At 50.3% G+C, this 14,786-nt stretch carries 17 protein-coding genes; 8 read left to right on the forward strand and 9 right to left on the reverse strand.

Going from position 1 to position 14,786, the window contains the following annotated elements; all coding sequences use genetic code 11:
* Positions 1–6: 6 nt before the first annotated feature.
* Positions 7–1,278 carry an MFS transporter gene (locus BUB30_RS07625; RefSeq protein WP_073132461.1) on the forward strand — a complete coding sequence of 424 codons (1,272 nt, stop codon included), beginning with the start codon at positions 7–9 and terminating at the stop codon, positions 1,276–1,278.
* A 76-nt stretch (positions 1,279–1,354) separates the two neighbouring features.
* Positions 1,355–1,822: an ester cyclase gene (locus BUB30_RS07630; RefSeq protein ID WP_073132463.1), complete on the forward strand. Its 468-nt coding sequence runs from the start codon at positions 1,355–1,357 to the stop codon at positions 1,820–1,822.
* 102 nt (positions 1,823–1,924) lie between these two features.
* Here the strand turns inward: BUB30_RS07630 and BUB30_RS34800 are convergent, their stop codons facing one another.
* The 6 genes from BUB30_RS34800 to trhA all read right to left on the reverse strand — a co-directional run bounded on the left by BUB30_RS34800 (position 1,925) and on the right by trhA (position 6,114).
* A complete protein-coding gene (locus BUB30_RS34800; protein ID WP_143164807.1) occupies positions 1,925–2,494 on the reverse strand; it encodes a hypothetical protein in 570 nt (189 codons plus the stop codon).
* A gap of 60 nt (positions 2,495–2,554) precedes the next feature.
* Positions 2,555–3,280 (reverse strand): hypothetical protein, encoded by a 726-nt coding sequence (locus tag BUB30_RS07645; RefSeq protein WP_073132469.1) that lies wholly within the window; start codon positions 3,278–3,280, stop codon positions 2,555–2,557.
* A 5-nt stretch (positions 3,281–3,285) separates the two neighbouring features.
* Positions 3,286–3,654 carry a GntR family transcriptional regulator gene (locus BUB30_RS07650; RefSeq protein ID WP_073132470.1) on the reverse strand — a complete coding sequence of 123 codons (369 nt, stop codon included), beginning with the start codon at positions 3,652–3,654 and terminating at the stop codon, positions 3,286–3,288.
* 12 nt (positions 3,655–3,666) lie between these two features.
* Positions 3,667–4,476 carry a hypothetical protein gene (locus BUB30_RS07655; protein WP_073132472.1) on the reverse strand — a complete coding sequence of 270 codons (810 nt, stop codon included), beginning with the start codon at positions 4,474–4,476 and terminating at the stop codon, positions 3,667–3,669.
* Positions 4,473–5,318: an ABC transporter ATP-binding protein gene (locus tag BUB30_RS07660; RefSeq protein WP_073132474.1), complete on the reverse strand. Its 846-nt coding sequence runs from the start codon at positions 5,316–5,318 to the stop codon at positions 4,473–4,475. Before BUB30_RS07660 ends, BUB30_RS07655 begins: the two co-directional genes overlap by 4 nt.
* 169 nt (positions 5,319–5,487) lie before the next feature.
* Complete coding sequence (gene trhA / locus BUB30_RS07665) at positions 5,488–6,114, reverse strand: PAQR family membrane homeostasis protein TrhA (protein WP_073132476.1); 627 nt, start codon at positions 6,112–6,114, stop codon at positions 5,488–5,490.
* 200 nt (positions 6,115–6,314) lie between these two features.
* On the opposite strand from trhA, the gene BUB30_RS07670 reads away from it, so the two are divergent.
* Both BUB30_RS07670 and BUB30_RS07675 read left to right on the forward strand, forming a co-directional pair.
* On the forward strand, positions 6,315–8,690 hold the full coding sequence (locus BUB30_RS07670; protein WP_073132478.1) for an ABC transporter permease: 2,376 nt from the start codon (positions 6,315–6,317) through the stop codon (positions 8,688–8,690).
* 45 nt (positions 8,691–8,735) lie between these two features.
* A complete protein-coding gene (locus tag BUB30_RS07675; RefSeq protein WP_073132480.1) occupies positions 8,736–8,969 on the forward strand; it encodes a T9SS type A sorting domain-containing protein in 234 nt (77 codons plus the stop codon).
* A 16-nt stretch (positions 8,970–8,985) separates the two neighbouring features.
* Here BUB30_RS07675 and BUB30_RS07680 read toward each other — a convergent pair whose 3' ends face one another.
* Genes BUB30_RS07680 through BUB30_RS07690 form a run of 3 tightly spaced genes read right to left on the reverse strand, consistent with a single transcriptional unit; the run spans position 8,986 to position 10,691 of the window.
* Positions 8,986–9,711, reverse strand: a complete 726-nt coding sequence (locus BUB30_RS07680) for an LOG family protein (protein WP_073132482.1) — start codon at positions 9,709–9,711, stop codon at positions 8,986–8,988.
* An 8-nt stretch (positions 9,712–9,719) separates the two neighbouring features.
* Positions 9,720–10,220, reverse strand: coding sequence for a YciE/YciF ferroxidase family protein (locus BUB30_RS07685; protein WP_073132484.1), 501 nt, complete (start codon positions 10,218–10,220; stop codon positions 9,720–9,722).
* A 36-nt stretch (positions 10,221–10,256) separates the two neighbouring features.
* The gene (locus BUB30_RS07690) at positions 10,257–10,691 is read right to left on the reverse strand and encodes a hypothetical protein (RefSeq protein WP_073132485.1); all 435 of its coding nucleotides are present in this window, start codon (positions 10,689–10,691) and stop codon (positions 10,257–10,259) included.
* Positions 10,692–10,909: 218 nt separating this feature from the next.
* Between BUB30_RS07690 and adhP the strand changes: the two genes are divergently transcribed.
* From adhP to BUB30_RS07710, 4 genes are read left to right on the forward strand one after another with little or no spacing between them, the layout of a single operon-like run.
* Positions 10,910–11,929, forward strand: coding sequence for an alcohol dehydrogenase AdhP (gene adhP, locus BUB30_RS07695; protein WP_245804043.1), 1,020 nt, complete (start codon positions 10,910–10,912; stop codon positions 11,927–11,929).
* 43 nt (positions 11,930–11,972) lie between these two features.
* Positions 11,973–13,268 (forward strand): acetyl-CoA hydrolase/transferase family protein, encoded by a 1,296-nt coding sequence (locus BUB30_RS07700; RefSeq protein ID WP_073132489.1) that lies wholly within the window; start codon positions 11,973–11,975, stop codon positions 13,266–13,268.
* A 12-nt stretch (positions 13,269–13,280) separates the two neighbouring features.
* Positions 13,281–13,736: a pyridoxamine 5'-phosphate oxidase family protein gene (locus BUB30_RS07705; protein WP_073132491.1), complete on the forward strand. Its 456-nt coding sequence runs from the start codon at positions 13,281–13,283 to the stop codon at positions 13,734–13,736.
* 20 nt (positions 13,737–13,756) lie between these two features.
* Positions 13,757–14,065 carry an HPF/RaiA family ribosome-associated protein gene (locus tag BUB30_RS07710; protein ID WP_073132493.1) on the forward strand — a complete coding sequence of 103 codons (309 nt, stop codon included), beginning with the start codon at positions 13,757–13,759 and terminating at the stop codon, positions 14,063–14,065.
* Positions 14,066–14,786: the final 721 nt, after the last annotated feature.

Below are 14,786 nucleotides of genomic sequence, written 5' to 3' on the forward strand. Positions count from 1 at the left end.
ATTTTAATGAAAGATCTATCCGACAAAAGCACGTTTCAGCATCTAACGTCCATCCCAGTTCTAGTGGCTTCGCTGGGTTATTTAGTCGACATGTACGACCTGTTCCTGTACAACATCGTACGGGTGCCCAGCCTGAAGTCGCTGGGACTTGCCGACGATCAATTGGTGAAGATCGGCATTGGGTTGCTGCTGAACCTGCAAATGGCCGGCATGCTGATCGGCGGAATATTTTGGGGGATCCTGGGCGATAAGAAGGGACGGCTTTCGGTGTTGTTCGGTTCCATCCTCATCTATTCGCTGGCCAACATCTGCAACGGGTTGGTCACTTCCGTGCAAGGTTACGCCATCCTGCGGTTCCTCGCTGGGTTTGGGTTGGCCGGTGAATTGGGTGTTGGCGTCACGCTGGTGGTAGAGATTCTTCCCAAATCCATCCGGGGCTATGGCACCACGCTCGTGGCCACCATGGGTGTATTCGGTGCGCTGCTGGCTTTTTCGATCGTCCATTTTTTCGAATGGCGCGTATCGTATTTCATTGGCGGAGGACTTGGGCTGATGCTGATGGTCTTACGCTTGCGCGTATTTGAGTCCGGGATCTTTATCAAGCTGAAAGAAGCCAATACCCGTCGCGGCGACCTGGGCCTGTTGGTCAGCAACAAAACACGGATATTGAAATACGTCACCTGCATCGTCATGGGCGCGCCCATATGGTTTGTCGTGGGCATCCTCATCACCCTCGCGCCCGAACTGGGCAAAGCCATGCAACTCGGTGAACCGGTCGATGCCGGGAAGGCCGTGTTGTTTGTTTTTGCCGCCCAGGTGGCGGGCAATCTCGTGAGCGGTTTTTTTAGCCAGTACTTACAAAGCCGCAAAAAAGTAATTTTCATTTTTATGGCAGGATCGCTGCTGTTTGCCTTAACGCTTTTGCTGGGGCCGATCGAGCACGCGACGGAATATTACATCTTGTGTTTATGCCTGGGATTCTGTTCCGGCTACTGGACACTCTTCATCACGGTGGCCGCCGAACTCTTCGGCTCCAACCTGCGCGCTACCGTAGCCACCACCGTCCCGAATTTTGTGCGGGCCACGATCATTCCGCTGTCATCTCTTTTCATCTTTTTGAAAGGTTACCTGGTCGACAACATGAACGCAGATATCAACACCGGAACACTTCGGGCCGCCCTGATCACCGGTTTGATCACCTATGCCCTCGGCATGGTGGCGCTGCTGTACCTGGAGGAGACCTTTAAGAAAGACATGAATTATATCGAGGAGAATTGACGTTCTGAAAAGTCCGCAAGAATCGGGTTCGACTCTTTTATCCTGCACCATAGTTTTGAATTAAATATTTAACACTATGGAAAATCAAAAAGGATTATCAAAAGAAGAAATCAACAAAGCCATTGTGGGACGTTGGTTTACAGACTTCTGGGGTGAAACGTGTAACCTCAGCATCGTGGATGAATTGGCATCGCCGAATATGTTGCTTCAATATTCGCTGCACGATCCCCGCCGCGGGCGACAAGACATCAAAGCTTTCATGACGGACTTCAGAGCAGCCTTTCCGGATTTAAAATTCTGGGGTGCTGCGGATCTTATCGCCGAAGGTGATTATGTGGTGGGTCGTTGGGAAGGCGGTGGCACGCACACCGGTCCTGCGTTCGGCGACTTTCTCGCCGGGTCGTTGCCGGCCGCTACCGGTCGTAAGATGCACTTCACAGGGACAACGGTTCTGAAACTGGAGAATGGCAAGATCGTGGAAGAGATCGGGCTTGACGATGGGGTTACGGCCTTGACGCAACTTGGTCTTATCAAAACATCGTGATCAAATAAAAAGCCGGGGTATGCCCGGCTTTTTTAAAATCATTTTGAACTGCCTCATCTTTGTTAAAGCTTCGGCGAGGAAAGAATGGCGCTAAGGGGATCGTTATGGTGGCGTAAAATATTCCATAAACACCACCTTGCCCGCTTTGACGTATACGATCATGTAATGCTTTGCATCGCTCCCCCTCAGCACGAGGTATCTTGAGATCGACGTTATCTTATAGGCCTCGAGTGCTTTGATGACCTCGGCCACGGTCATCCCGATGCCGATGCCTTGTTTGGTCTTAAATTTTGAAGTTTCCACATCGGCATGGATCACCGAGGCATCGCCCTGGCTTGTTTTGAGGACAATAAAAATGTCGCTCCCGAAGGCATAGCGGAACGCAGTGTCGATGGCGTTGTTCTCATATTTACTCCGCACTGGTTGTTTTTGGATCTGAGGACCCGGTATGGATGATGAGAGGTGCTTCATTGGATCTGTTCCAAAACCGAAGAGATCGGTGATGAGATTGTCATCGCGAACGATCAGGCTATCGCTTTTCACTTGGATGACCTCTTGGGCGAGTATTCGCGTGACACCAAAAATAAAGACGAACTGCAAAAAGAACTTCATGGCAATTACCGCCAATGGCGATGGGTTTTGAAAGTCTACCTGAACAGCCAATATAAACATTATTGCTGAGTTTATTTCAAGATACTTTCCGTTCCCCATGACCCTGCACCAGGGATGGCATCATTTTGGCGAACCGATGGTGACCACATCATTCTTTTTCGCCAGCGTCACTTCTGCGGCGGTAGTGAAGGACGTTTTAAACGTCTGCGCGCCGAACCCCTCTTGCAACGTAGCATCATACACATTGGAGAGATCGAGGTTTATAACATGTACCCGCTCTGAAATGACCAACGACGAATTGCCCGAGCCCTCAACAAACAGGGTCTCAAAAAAAGTGTGATACCCCGCGGCCGTCGAGGCGAGATGACTTTTATGGAGAAAGAATGAAAAAGAAGGGCGCTTCAAAAAATCATAGCCGCCGTTCAAGTCGATGTTGCTGGAATCCGAAACCACCACCGCGCCGCTGGGCAAGTACAGAATCAGCTGATTGGCTTTCTTATTGCCCGGACAACATGCGGGAAAACGCAGGTGCAACGTATCGTTCGATGGAACAACACCAAGGGCTGATGCATATTCGCGCGCCACCTCCAATCGCAAGGAGTCTGAGGCGATGATACGGCAATTGGACAGGTTCGACAAGGAAATGACTTTTGCCTCCTTCAGAGGAACCCGCTCATACTTCAACTTATCATGAGAGCTATAGTGATAATCACTGTTCTTGAACTTGAGATTGATGGTCGCCGTGGTTAAGCCAATTAAAACAAAACTTATCAACACCAGCACCAACAAAACTACATTGCTGGCCTTCACACGTTTTTTGAATTTTATCTCGCCTTGTTGTTTCATTGGAATTATGCATTTTGTTTTTTATACTTCTTATAAAGGGGTTCCAGGTCATCGAGGTCCATTTGCAAAAGTTGGAGGCCTTTAAAAAACGAAGGCATCTCCTTCTGCATAAACTCTGACCGCCGGTACTCCAGCGCATTTTTTGGCCCGTCGGGAGACACAAACAAGCCGACGCCACGTTGGTTGTAGAGAATATCTTTCTGCTGAAGAAATTCATACGTCCGCATCACTGTGTTGGGGTTGACCTCCAACAACACTGCCAGCTCCCTGACGGCGGGTATGCGTTGCCCGACACTCCACGTTTTTGATATGATCTTCTCGCAAACGAAGTCGGCGATCTGTAAATAAATGGGCTGGGTTTCTTTGAATTCCATTCGATTATCCGGTTATAATTCCTTTTCCTTCAACCGGAAATAGGAGGCCAGCCACAAGAGCGGAGTCACCAAAAACTTGAAAAAAATAATGACACTGCCAACCAATACGTACGGTATGACGATCACCTTGTTATCTCCACTGGGTTCCACAATTTCGTAGGAACCAATTCCCTCTAAAAACCGTCCTTGTGGAAGTAACATGTGAACCAGTAAATAGAGCAGGATAAAGCAGACCCAAAGCAAACCAAGACCTACCATCGCTTTGAAGAGACCATGTTTGTTGAAATAAATGGAGGCGAGTATAAATCCGGCCTGGATCGGAAAGTACAGGTAGAACAAATCGGTTAATGGCCCTTCAGAGAAGGGGTTTTCATAGTCATTCAAATGGAGAATATTGATCACTCGCCAATGCGTGTCAAATTTCCAATTGGCAATGTTTACCACCGTCGCGTCGATCACATAAAAAATAGCGGAGTATACGACAAAGAACACGAACACCCCGAAAAAAATGTTGCACAGAAATTTCTCACCTGCCGACACCGGCGTCAACAAATAGTTGATGGCTTTCGGTTTGACACCCAGCTCGGAAAACAACATTCCCGACGAAAGACAACCCGCTAAAAATAATGTCGCAAAATAGTAAGCCACCTGGTTCCTTTCTTGAAAGAGAGAAGGATTGGTAAAGGTGAGGTATACGCCCAGCCACAAAATTAAAAAAGCGCTGATCGCGAGGTAAAGAAGACCGTAGATCTTACGGTTCTCAAAGGCATATTTCTTGAAGAAAAGAAATGTACGGTTAAAAGGAATCGTCTGAGATGTCATATTTCCTGATGGCTATTGAGTATGGACTTCATTTTTTTGGGGTTGGCCATGGCGGCTTTATAAAGCAATTCCAAATCGACGTTGCTTTCCGTCGCATCCGTATTGAGCGCGACGATCGTATTGCCGCGCAAGATCGACTCCGAAAACAACGCATCTTTCAGGTCGTCGGGATCAAAGGAAATTTTGAAAAGCAGTTTGCGCGACACGGCGTCAAGACTTTGTTTTAACAGGATCTCCGTGTCGTTGAGAATAAGGACCTCATCGATCAGGTTTTCAAGATCCTGGACCTGGTGCGAGCTGATCAAAATGGTCCGGGAGTCCGTTGCCGCACCGGCAATCACTTTGCGGAGTTGCCCTTTGCTGATGATGTCCAGTCCGTTGGAAGGTTCATCCATCAAAAGCACCGACACGTTGCTGGCCACTCCAAAACTTATGAATACCTTCTTCTTCTGGCCGTAGCTCATGCCTTGCAGCAAACTGTCGGGAGGAATGTCAAAAGATTCGACGAAGTCATAAAAGGCCGACTTGTCGAAATTGGGATAAAATGGACTGTGGTATTTCACAAAATCCGAAATGGAGATGTTCGGCAGGTGAAATTCTTCCGGCACCATAAAGATGTCCTCCAAAAAACCCGGTTCCCGTCGCGAGGGGACGAACCCATTCACCTGAATGTTCCCACCCTTCGGATACAAGAGACCGGCAATGGCATACAATAGTGTAGATTTCCCAGTCCCGTTCTTACCCAGGATCCCGCAAACATGGCCTGGCTCAAGGGTTGTGGAAACCCCTTTGAACACATGATTTTTTCCATAATGGAAATGCAAATCCTGAATCGCGATCATATCGTGTGTATTAGTGTACTACTTGATTAGTACACCAAGGTAGATAAATTTTTATTCAAGTTCCAAATCCTCAAAAAAATAAAATTATCTCGGCTGAAAAAGCGGCACACGAGGCGCTGATGACGCATTCGCTACAAACGACATCCCCAGGCTTATCCGGAGACATGGCCTACATCGCCAGCATCACGGCCACATAGTGACAGACCGCCGCCGTCAGTGCAAACAGGTGCCATACGGCGTGGGTGTACAGGTATTTGTCCCACACATAAAAAAAAATCCCTACAGAATATAGACCAGCACCGACAAAAAGCAAGATGATTACAGCCAGGGGCAGGTGCTCAAAAAATGTTCGTCCGCCCACCACCATGATCCATCCCATCAAAAAGTAGATGATGATGGAAACCATTTCAAACCGGCCCGTATACCGCAGCTTAAAGACGATACCGACGGCCGTCAATCCCCAGAGGATGGACAGCAAAGAGATGCCAAAGGAGTCGTTCATATAGATCAGGAGGAATGGCGTGTAGGTTCCGGCGATCATAAAGAAGATACCGATGTGATCAAATATTTTGAAGATCCTTTTTACTTCCCGGTCTTGCGCCAGGTGAAATATGGTAGAAGAGATGAAGAGCAGTAAAAAACAAAAACCATAGATGCCCGATCCCACAATACCGGCCGTGTTGTCGTGCGCGGTAGCCAATCCCGTCAATACGGGCAGGCCGCTGATGCCAAAAAGCGCTCCCATGCCGTGGATCAGGCCGTTGACGATCTCTTGTTTCCGTGAATACGCCTCCATGGGTTATCCTGCTTCTGAAGCTTTCTTTATTAATAACCCCGTTGGCTACCCGAAAGTTTTTTGGGGATGGTTAGTCCATTCGGTAAGGAGGTTTGGAATCTCAAGCTTTTCGCGGGTTCACGGACGGATAGGGCTTTCTACCCTTTGTAACCTTAACGCCGCTTTCGGCGTCCAACGCGCTGGATCCAAACCTTACCGACATGATAGCCAATTACCTCAAAGTCGCCGTCCGGCACCTGCTGAAAAACAAGCTCTATGTTTTGATCAACACCCTCGGTATGGGGATCGCGATCGCCTGCGCCATGACCGTCTATTTGCTGATCGCCTACAATATTGAATTTGACAACACCGTAGACAAAACCAGGGTGGAGCATGTGGTGAAGGTGGTACATCACCGGAAAGCCAACAGTGGCGATGCCTTCAAAGAGCTGGTGGCGCCGCTGCCCCTGGGACCTGCTGCCCTCCACGACATCGCCGGCATCACCCGCTTCACCCGCTATTGCAGCGACGGGGGCTATCTGAGCCATGGCGAAAAAGGTTTTCACGAAACCATCTTCTTTGCCGATTCCAGCTTTCTGAACATGTTCACCCCCGGGCTGGCCCGGGGCACTTGCAAAAGCTTTGATGACAAGAGTTCTATTTTTATCAGTGAAAAGTTTGCCTTGAAATATTTTGGTGCCGAAGATCCCCTGGGGAAAGAGATGATCGTTTCATTCAATAACAAGAAATTAAATGTTGTTGTCGGGGGCGTGCTCAAAGATGCTCCCTTTAATTCAACGTTCACGGAGAACATCCTGATGCGGATCGAGAACTATCTTGATCTTTACCAGATCCAAGACCAGGATTGGGCCTCTGCTCACACGGCTTCGGTCTTGTTTGAGCTAACGGATATAACACGCGCCGGGGCGATCGGCGATCAGCTAAAAAAATATGCTGCCCTTCAGAATGCTGCGGTGGAGGAGGCGGGGTCGGTTGGTTATGAGTTGATCCCATTCAATCAACCTGTTTCTCCAAACGATGTCCGGCGGTCTGATCTTCATCTTCGCATTCCTTCTATTGCCTTGTCGATCTTCACGACGCTTGGGGGGATCATCCTGCTGATCGCCTGTTTCAATCTTACCAATACGACCCTGGCCCTTTCGGTGAAACGTTTGAAAGAGATCGGCATTCGCAAGGTCGCCGGCTCGAACGGTTTCCAGATCGGTCTCCAATTCTTCAGCGAGATCCTGTTGACGGTGACGTTATCGGCGGGTGCTGCCTTTGTGTTATCGCTCTATATTATCCCGGAATTTGCCGCGATGTGGGAACTCCCTTATGGACTCCGGGAACTGAGCAGCATGAACATGGTGATCGCGTTGGCCATTCTTCTTTTTGCCAGCGCCGTGTTGGCAGGCCTCTACCCCGCCGTGTTCGGGAGCCGGCAAAGCCCGTTGCGTCTATTCAGGGGTGGCAAAAATCCTGGCGGCACAAACCTCTTCACCCGGAGCCTGCTCGTGATGCAATTCGCCCTTTGCACGATGGTGCTGATCGCCGGAATTATTTTCACGCGCAACGCTACTTACCAGGACAACATCCGTTTTGGCTACGACAAAGACATGCTCATCACGGCGCTCATACAAGGCCCGCATGAGGCCGAGGCACTCCGCGAAGCGATACAGGAGGATCACAGGATCATCGGAACGTCGCCTTCCTTACATCATTTCGCTTTTATAAACGCACCCGAAAGACCAGCCGTGCTCGCGGGAGAAAAATTTAATGCCACCGTCTATGAAGTCGGCCGCGATTATTTTTCGACCGTAGGGTTGAAACTCATCTCCGGCAAATTATTTCCCGAGACCGACACGGTCGACCGCCGGTCTGTCGTGGTGGACGAAAATTTTATAAAACAAAATCACCTGGCCGATCCTTTGGAGGCGAAGGTTGAAGTGGAAGGCGAAACGTTGACCATCGTGGGTGTGGTGAGCAATCACCTGACGGACCTGGAGAGCAACAACACCGAAAACTACATCTACCGGCTTGCCAAACCCAGCCAGTACCAGATCCTGGTGGTAAGAGCAGAGGCCGCGACTTTATCGGAGACCCGACAGTACATTGACCAGCAATGGAAAAAGCTCTATCCCGACAAACCGCTGCAGACAGACCTGCAATCCGAGATCGTATATCAGGAAGCGAATATCTACAACCGGAACCTCAGCAAGATCTTTTTTTTCATGACGGTTTTGGGATGCCTGTTATCTGTTTCGGGTCTTTATGCCATGGCCAACCTCAACATGACCCGTCGAACAAAGGAGATCGGTGTGCGCAAAGTGTTGGGCGCTTCTGTGGCCAGCATTTTGAAACTCGTGAACAGGGAGTTTGCCGTGATCCTTTTGATCGCCGTGCTTTTGGGTGGGTATGGTGGCTTTCGTCTTACGGATGGGCTACTGGCGAGTCTTTTCGCACAACACATCAATGTGGATATACTTACGATATTGAGCAGCGGGATGTTCGTGTTCCTGGCCGGGATCTTTTCCACGAGCCTCACCATCTGGGCGGGAGCAAATATGAATCCGGTTCAGGCGCTGAGAAGTACATAGCATCCCGACAAAACCGATAACCCTTATTGCAACAGACACGACGAAATGAAACCCGTTATCTATCCCAATCCCGCCGATGAATTCATACGGATCGACAACAGCAACCTGTGTATAAACCTATACACGGCATTGGGCCATGAAGTGCCGATTGTGGTGACACCCCGGAGCGATGGCCAGTACATGCAGGTAAGACATCTGCCGGAAGGCATGTATTTCATCCGCACAAACGATCATGAAAATATTGCATTACAAAAAGTGATCGTTCTACACGACCGGTGAGGACGGCAAGCCTGCATCATCCTTTTTCCAAAAGCCATCGCATCGGCGACTGTCTTTTCTCCGGCACCAGCCCGTAGCGGTTGATGCTTTTTTCTTTTATAAATTCCAACGCTTCGTCGATCGAGTCGGTCACCAGGATGAGTTGAAGGTCTTCGTCGGAGATGGTGTGTTTCTTTTTCATCCATTCGAGTTGATCGACCAGGTCTTTGTAGAAATCGCGGTCGAAGATAATGATCGGGAAGGGCAAGATCTTTTTGGTTTGGGTGAGGGTGACGGCCTCGAAGAATTCGTCCATCGTGCCAAAGCCGCCGGGCAGGACAATAAAGGCAAAGGAATATTTGATGAGCAGTGTTTTCCGGACAAAAAAGTAACGGATGCTTACCCACTTGTCGAGATAGGCGTTGGGGGCTTGTTCCGAGGGCAGCATGATGTTGCAGCCCACAGACCTGCCGCCAACCTCTTTGGCACCCCGGTTCGCCGCTTCCATGAGGCCGGGTCCGCCGCCGGTCATGATGGTGAATCCCATCTTGGCAACGCGCGCCGCCAGGTGCCGGGCTTCGGAATAGAACGGATGCTTTTCATCAAACCGGGCCGATCCAAAAAAGGTGACGCAGGGTCCCACAAAATGCAGGGCCCGGAATCCCTTTATGAATTCGACAAACACTTTTATGATAAATCGGAATTCCCCCCACCGCGATTGCGGCCCCGAAAGAAATTCAATCTCTGATCCTGATTTCCGCATGGTCTATTCTATAACAATACTCTTTCTTCGGTCCATTCATGAAAGAAAAGCTCCAGCAATTCGCGCTCGTTGTTCTTTTCCCAATGCACGATCGTTTCCAGCAGGGCGGCCGGAGTCTCCAACCCGAGTGTCTCCACATAGTTCAGGGACGCTTCATAGGCGCTGGCTTTATACTGGCTGATCCGCAACAGTTCGCCGACGAACACGTGGTCCAGCACCGCGGGGTCGTGCGCATACTGGACCCGGTTGTATAACTCGTTGATGAGTTCGTCCACCACATGGGTATGACACGACCGGGGTTCGCGGTTCAAATAAGAAAATACGCGATCGATCTTCGTTCTTTTCGGATCGCAGCTTTCCAGGTAACGCTTCAGAATATCGCGGAGCCTGGCAGAGTGAATGATGGCGGTCATTTTTGACAAGCCTTCTTTTAGTTTTGCCTCGGCTTGGTACAGCGTTCCCAGCTCCACTACCAACGCTTCTTCCAGTGAATTGATGTTGTATTTCATAGAGGTGTTTTTTTATTTCAATACGCTTCTTTTATTTCAATACTCTTCGGCATTTTCGGTGCTGAGCTTGCCAATGGCCGTCCTCAGGTCTACTTTGAGTTTTTCGAAACGCCTTGACAGCGCCTCGGCATCCTCCATGAGTTCACCGTGTTCCTTGTAATATTGGGTTTCCCATTCGCTTTTTGTTTCCAGCATCCTGGCCAGCTTGCTCTCGTGGTTGCGCAGTTTTTTTCGCATATCCTCGATGACCTCGACGGTGTAGAAAAGGACCAGGTTTTGAAAATGGGTTACTTCACTTCGTTCCTCCCGCATCAGGCTCAATACCGAGAGCCCGTCGAGTTGCTTTTGAAAAAAGGCCAGCTCGCTTTTCCAGAGGGCGGTAGCCGAGAGCCAGGCAAGGGTCTTGGTGTGTTTGTCCAGCAAAGCCGGCTGCAACACATAGTTGTTGGTCACTCCTGTTACGCTGATCATAGTCTTTTTATTTTCCGAAAGGTAGCATCAGGGACCCGGCCATGCCATGATGTTTGTTTTGCCACACTATGATTTTGGTCACTCCTTTTGTGTCGTTGCGAGAGGGCTGATGAAGATTATCACGGGGCCTGATTTTTGTCATGCCCGCACGTCCGGCGTAGCTTTAGTTTTATGATCAAATCCAAACGACAACGTTCAGCGTTATGTATCCACAAAAAATGAAAGCCGCCGTAGCCACCCGCTTTGGAGCGGCGTTGTCCATTGAAGAAATGCCCGTGAGACGACCCGGCAAAAACGAGATCCTGGTGAAGGTGATGGCCTGCGGCGTGTGTCATACCGATCTCCATGCCATTAGTGGCGACTGGCCGGTGAAGCCAACGCTGCCGTTCATTCCCGGTCATGAGGGTATTGGCTACGTGGCGGCTTTGGGCGAAAATGTAGACTACCTGAAAGAAGGCGATATTGTGGGTGTGCCGTGGCTGTATTCGGCCTGCGGACATTGCGAGCATTGCATCACCGGCTGGGAAACCTTGTGCGAACGTCAACAGAACACGGGCTATAGTGTGAACGGCAGCTATGCAGAATATGTGATCGCCGATGCGCGCTACGTTGGCCGCTTTCCGGACAAGATCGATTTTGTGCAGATGGCCCCGATCCTTTGCGCCGGTGTGACGGTGTATAAAGGCCTGAAAGAAACGGAAGTGAAACCCGGCGAGTGGGTGTCCATCTCTGGCATCGGCGGACTGGGTCACGTGGCGGTGCAATATGCAAAGGCCATGGGCATGCACGTGGCCGCCATCGATGTTTCGGACGACAAACTTGCCCTCGCAAAATCCTTGGGTGCCGAATTGGTGGTGAACGCCTCGCGACAAGATCCCGGGGAAGTGATCAAAAAAGCGACGCACGGTGGTGTGCATGGGTCGCTGGTCACCGCCGTTTCGCCGGTGGCCTTCCGCCAGGCCCTCTTCACCCTTCGCCGCAAGGGCACCATCGCCCTGACCGGCTTGCCCCCGGGAAGTTTTGACTTGCCCATTTTTGAGACCGTGCTCAATCGCTATACTATCCGCGGTTCCATCGTCGGCACCCGCAAAGACCTGCAGGAGTCGATTGATTTTGCGTTGGATGGGAAAGTGAAGGCCACCGTGCACCCGATGAAGCTGGAAGAAATCAATTCCGCCTTCAACGCCATGCGAAACGGCGCGATCGAAGGCCGCGTAGTCTTATCTGTAGGAATTTAATCATCATTGTCGGAAATTAACATAACACTTAAACACCAGCCATATGAAATATCTTAGTGGAGAAGACGCTGTCAAGGTGATCAAACCCGGCGACCGTGTTTATATACATGGTGGCGCAGCTACACCGCATTACCTGTTGAAGAAGCTCGCTGAACGTTCGACCGAACTTTGGAACGTGGAGTTGGTGAGCATTAGCCTGCAAGGACAGTCCATCGTGACCGATCCGCAATACCAGAATAGTTTTCGCATGAATTCCCTGTTCGTGTCAGAATGTGTGCGGGGAGCTGTGAATGACGGCCGCGCCGATTACGTTCCCATCTTTCTCAGCGAGATCCCCATCCTGTTCAAAAGAAATATTCTTCCCCTCGACGTTGCCATGGTCCAGGTGTCGCCGCCCGACAAACATGGCTATTGCTCGCTAGGCGTCTCGGTCGATATTGCCGGGGCGGCCGTTCAAACGGCGCGGCACGTCATTGCCCAGGTCAACCCGCGCATGCCGCGGACATTGGGCGATGGGATCATTCACCAGGACAAGTTCGATACGATGGTATTGATGGAGCAGGAACTTCCCGAAGTCGTCAGCGGCAACCCCGACGATGAGATCTCCCATCGTATCGGCATGCATTGCGCGGAATTGGTAGAAAACGGCGCGACTCTCCAGATGGGCATCGGCGCGATCCCGGATGCTGTGCTGGCATGTCTCACCGACCACAAAGAACTGGGCGTTCACACCGAAATGTTTTCTGATGGCATCATTCCACTGATCGAAAAAGGGGTAATCACCAATCAACACAAAAAGAAATATCGCAACAAGACCGTCACCTCGTTCTTGCTGGGCAGCCGCAAGCTATACGACTATGTGGATGACAATCCCGCCGTGGCCGTTCTCAACATCGACTATGTGAACGATACTTCGGTGATCCGCACCAACCCAAAAGTGACCGCCATCAACAGCGCGATCGAAGTGGACATCACCGGGCAGGTGTGTTCCGATTCCATTGGCACGTATCATTTCTCGGGTGTGGGTGGACAGATGGATTTTGTGCGTGGTGCAGCGCTCTCGGAAGGCGGAAAACCGATCATCGCTTTACCGTCCACGACGCGCAAAGGCGAGTCCAAGATCGCGGCCTTTCTCAAACCGGGCGCAGGTGTGGTGACCACGCGGGCACATGCCCATTATATTGTCACGGAGTATGGCACGGCCTATCTCTATGGCAAGAATATGCGGCAGCGGGCAAAGGCGCTGATCAACATTGCGCACCCGAACCATCGTGAAGCGCTCGAGCAAGCTGCCTTCCAGCGGTTCCACAACTATGAATTCGAGCGCACCTACTATTGAGATCGCAAGAATATGCTGGGTTCACTGACAAAAAATCAATGCGAGCGGGTGTTGCTTTCCGAATTGATCGGAAGGATAGCGTGCTCTGCGTCCGGAAAGATGTACATCGTTCCCCTCTCCTACGTATTCGAAAAGGGCTACGTCTATGCGCACGCCAAAGAAGGTTTAAAGATCACGATGATGCGCAAAAATCCGAACGTATGTTTTCAGGTCGACGAGATCGATGACATGGCACATTGGCGAAGTGTTGTGATCCGGGGAAAGTTTGAAGAAATCACAACCCCCGCGGCCCAGGACAAGACCGTGAAATTGCTCGCCGATCGATTCAGGGTCTACAACACCAGCGAATCCGTCAAACCGGTTTTCCACACCACCGACCAGGAGCCGCTCAAAGAAAAGAAACCTGTACTCTTCAGGATCGCCGTGGAAGAGATGACGGGACGATTTGAAAATACGGAATCAAAATAAACTTCAACATAACCCTCATCATGAAAGTCACCATTCAGACACCCGGCTTTACTGGCCGGCCCGACCTTTTAAAATTCACAGAAGAGCATATCCAAAAACTGCATCACCTGAGCGACCGGCTCATGGAAGGTCAAGTCGTGCTGAGCCTCGAGAAATCGGACGAGAACAAAAACAAAGTCTGCGAGGCGAGGATCGTTGTTCCCGGCTACGATCTGTTTGCTTCCAAAACAGCGGCCTCCTTCGAAGAAGCCGTCGTCAACACCTGCGAAGCCTTGCGCAAACAAATTGCTGCCTGGAAAGAAACCACAGGTGCATCCTTTCCAAGATAACTTTCAATTATTTAGTTTCTATTCTAAAGAAGTCCGCTCTTGATGCTTGGTAAAAAAAAAATGTCCTCAAGCCCGTAGCGCTTTTCCATCATAACGCCCGGTGCAACCGGGCGAACAGCGAATATATATAACAACCCCAGCGGGGTTACCTTTCGGGTGCGTTCTCCTTTCGGGTGGGTTCTCCTTGCAGATTCGATTCACATCATTACCCTTCAGAATCTCCATTTACTCGTCCTCAGCATACTACATTCCGAACCTTCGATGGAACCCACACAATTTGGCACCCTATGACATTCATACTAATATAGATTTGGGACTACGAATAGAGTCCCGCACGAAGGGTAACCCGCCTAGGCGGGTTGAAATACATGGACTCGCTTCGCCCGGTTGCACCGGGCGTTATGATGGGGAAGCCCTACGGGCTTATTCGGTTTAACGTCTTGAACTCACCCCTTTTTCCAAAGAAGTTAAATCACGATAACGTGTGCATAGACTAGCCCTTAGGCCAGGGCTCATTCAAATTCCATATAATAGGTTGCTGAATCCGACTTATATCCGGCAGGACTAGGGCCTGGGTTATATACCGTCGCCATAACTTGTGCGCAAAGACTTGGCCCTCTGCCAGCAGTTCATCCGCTGCATGGCGGGCATCCCCGGTGTCCAACCAGAATCAACCGGCGCGTCACATCCTAAAAACTGACAAAAATCAGTTTATGGGCTG

This window comes from Chryseolinea serpens, from assembly GCF_900129725.1.
Taxonomy (GTDB): domain Bacteria; phylum Bacteroidota; class Bacteroidia; order Cytophagales; family Cyclobacteriaceae; genus Chryseolinea; species Chryseolinea serpens.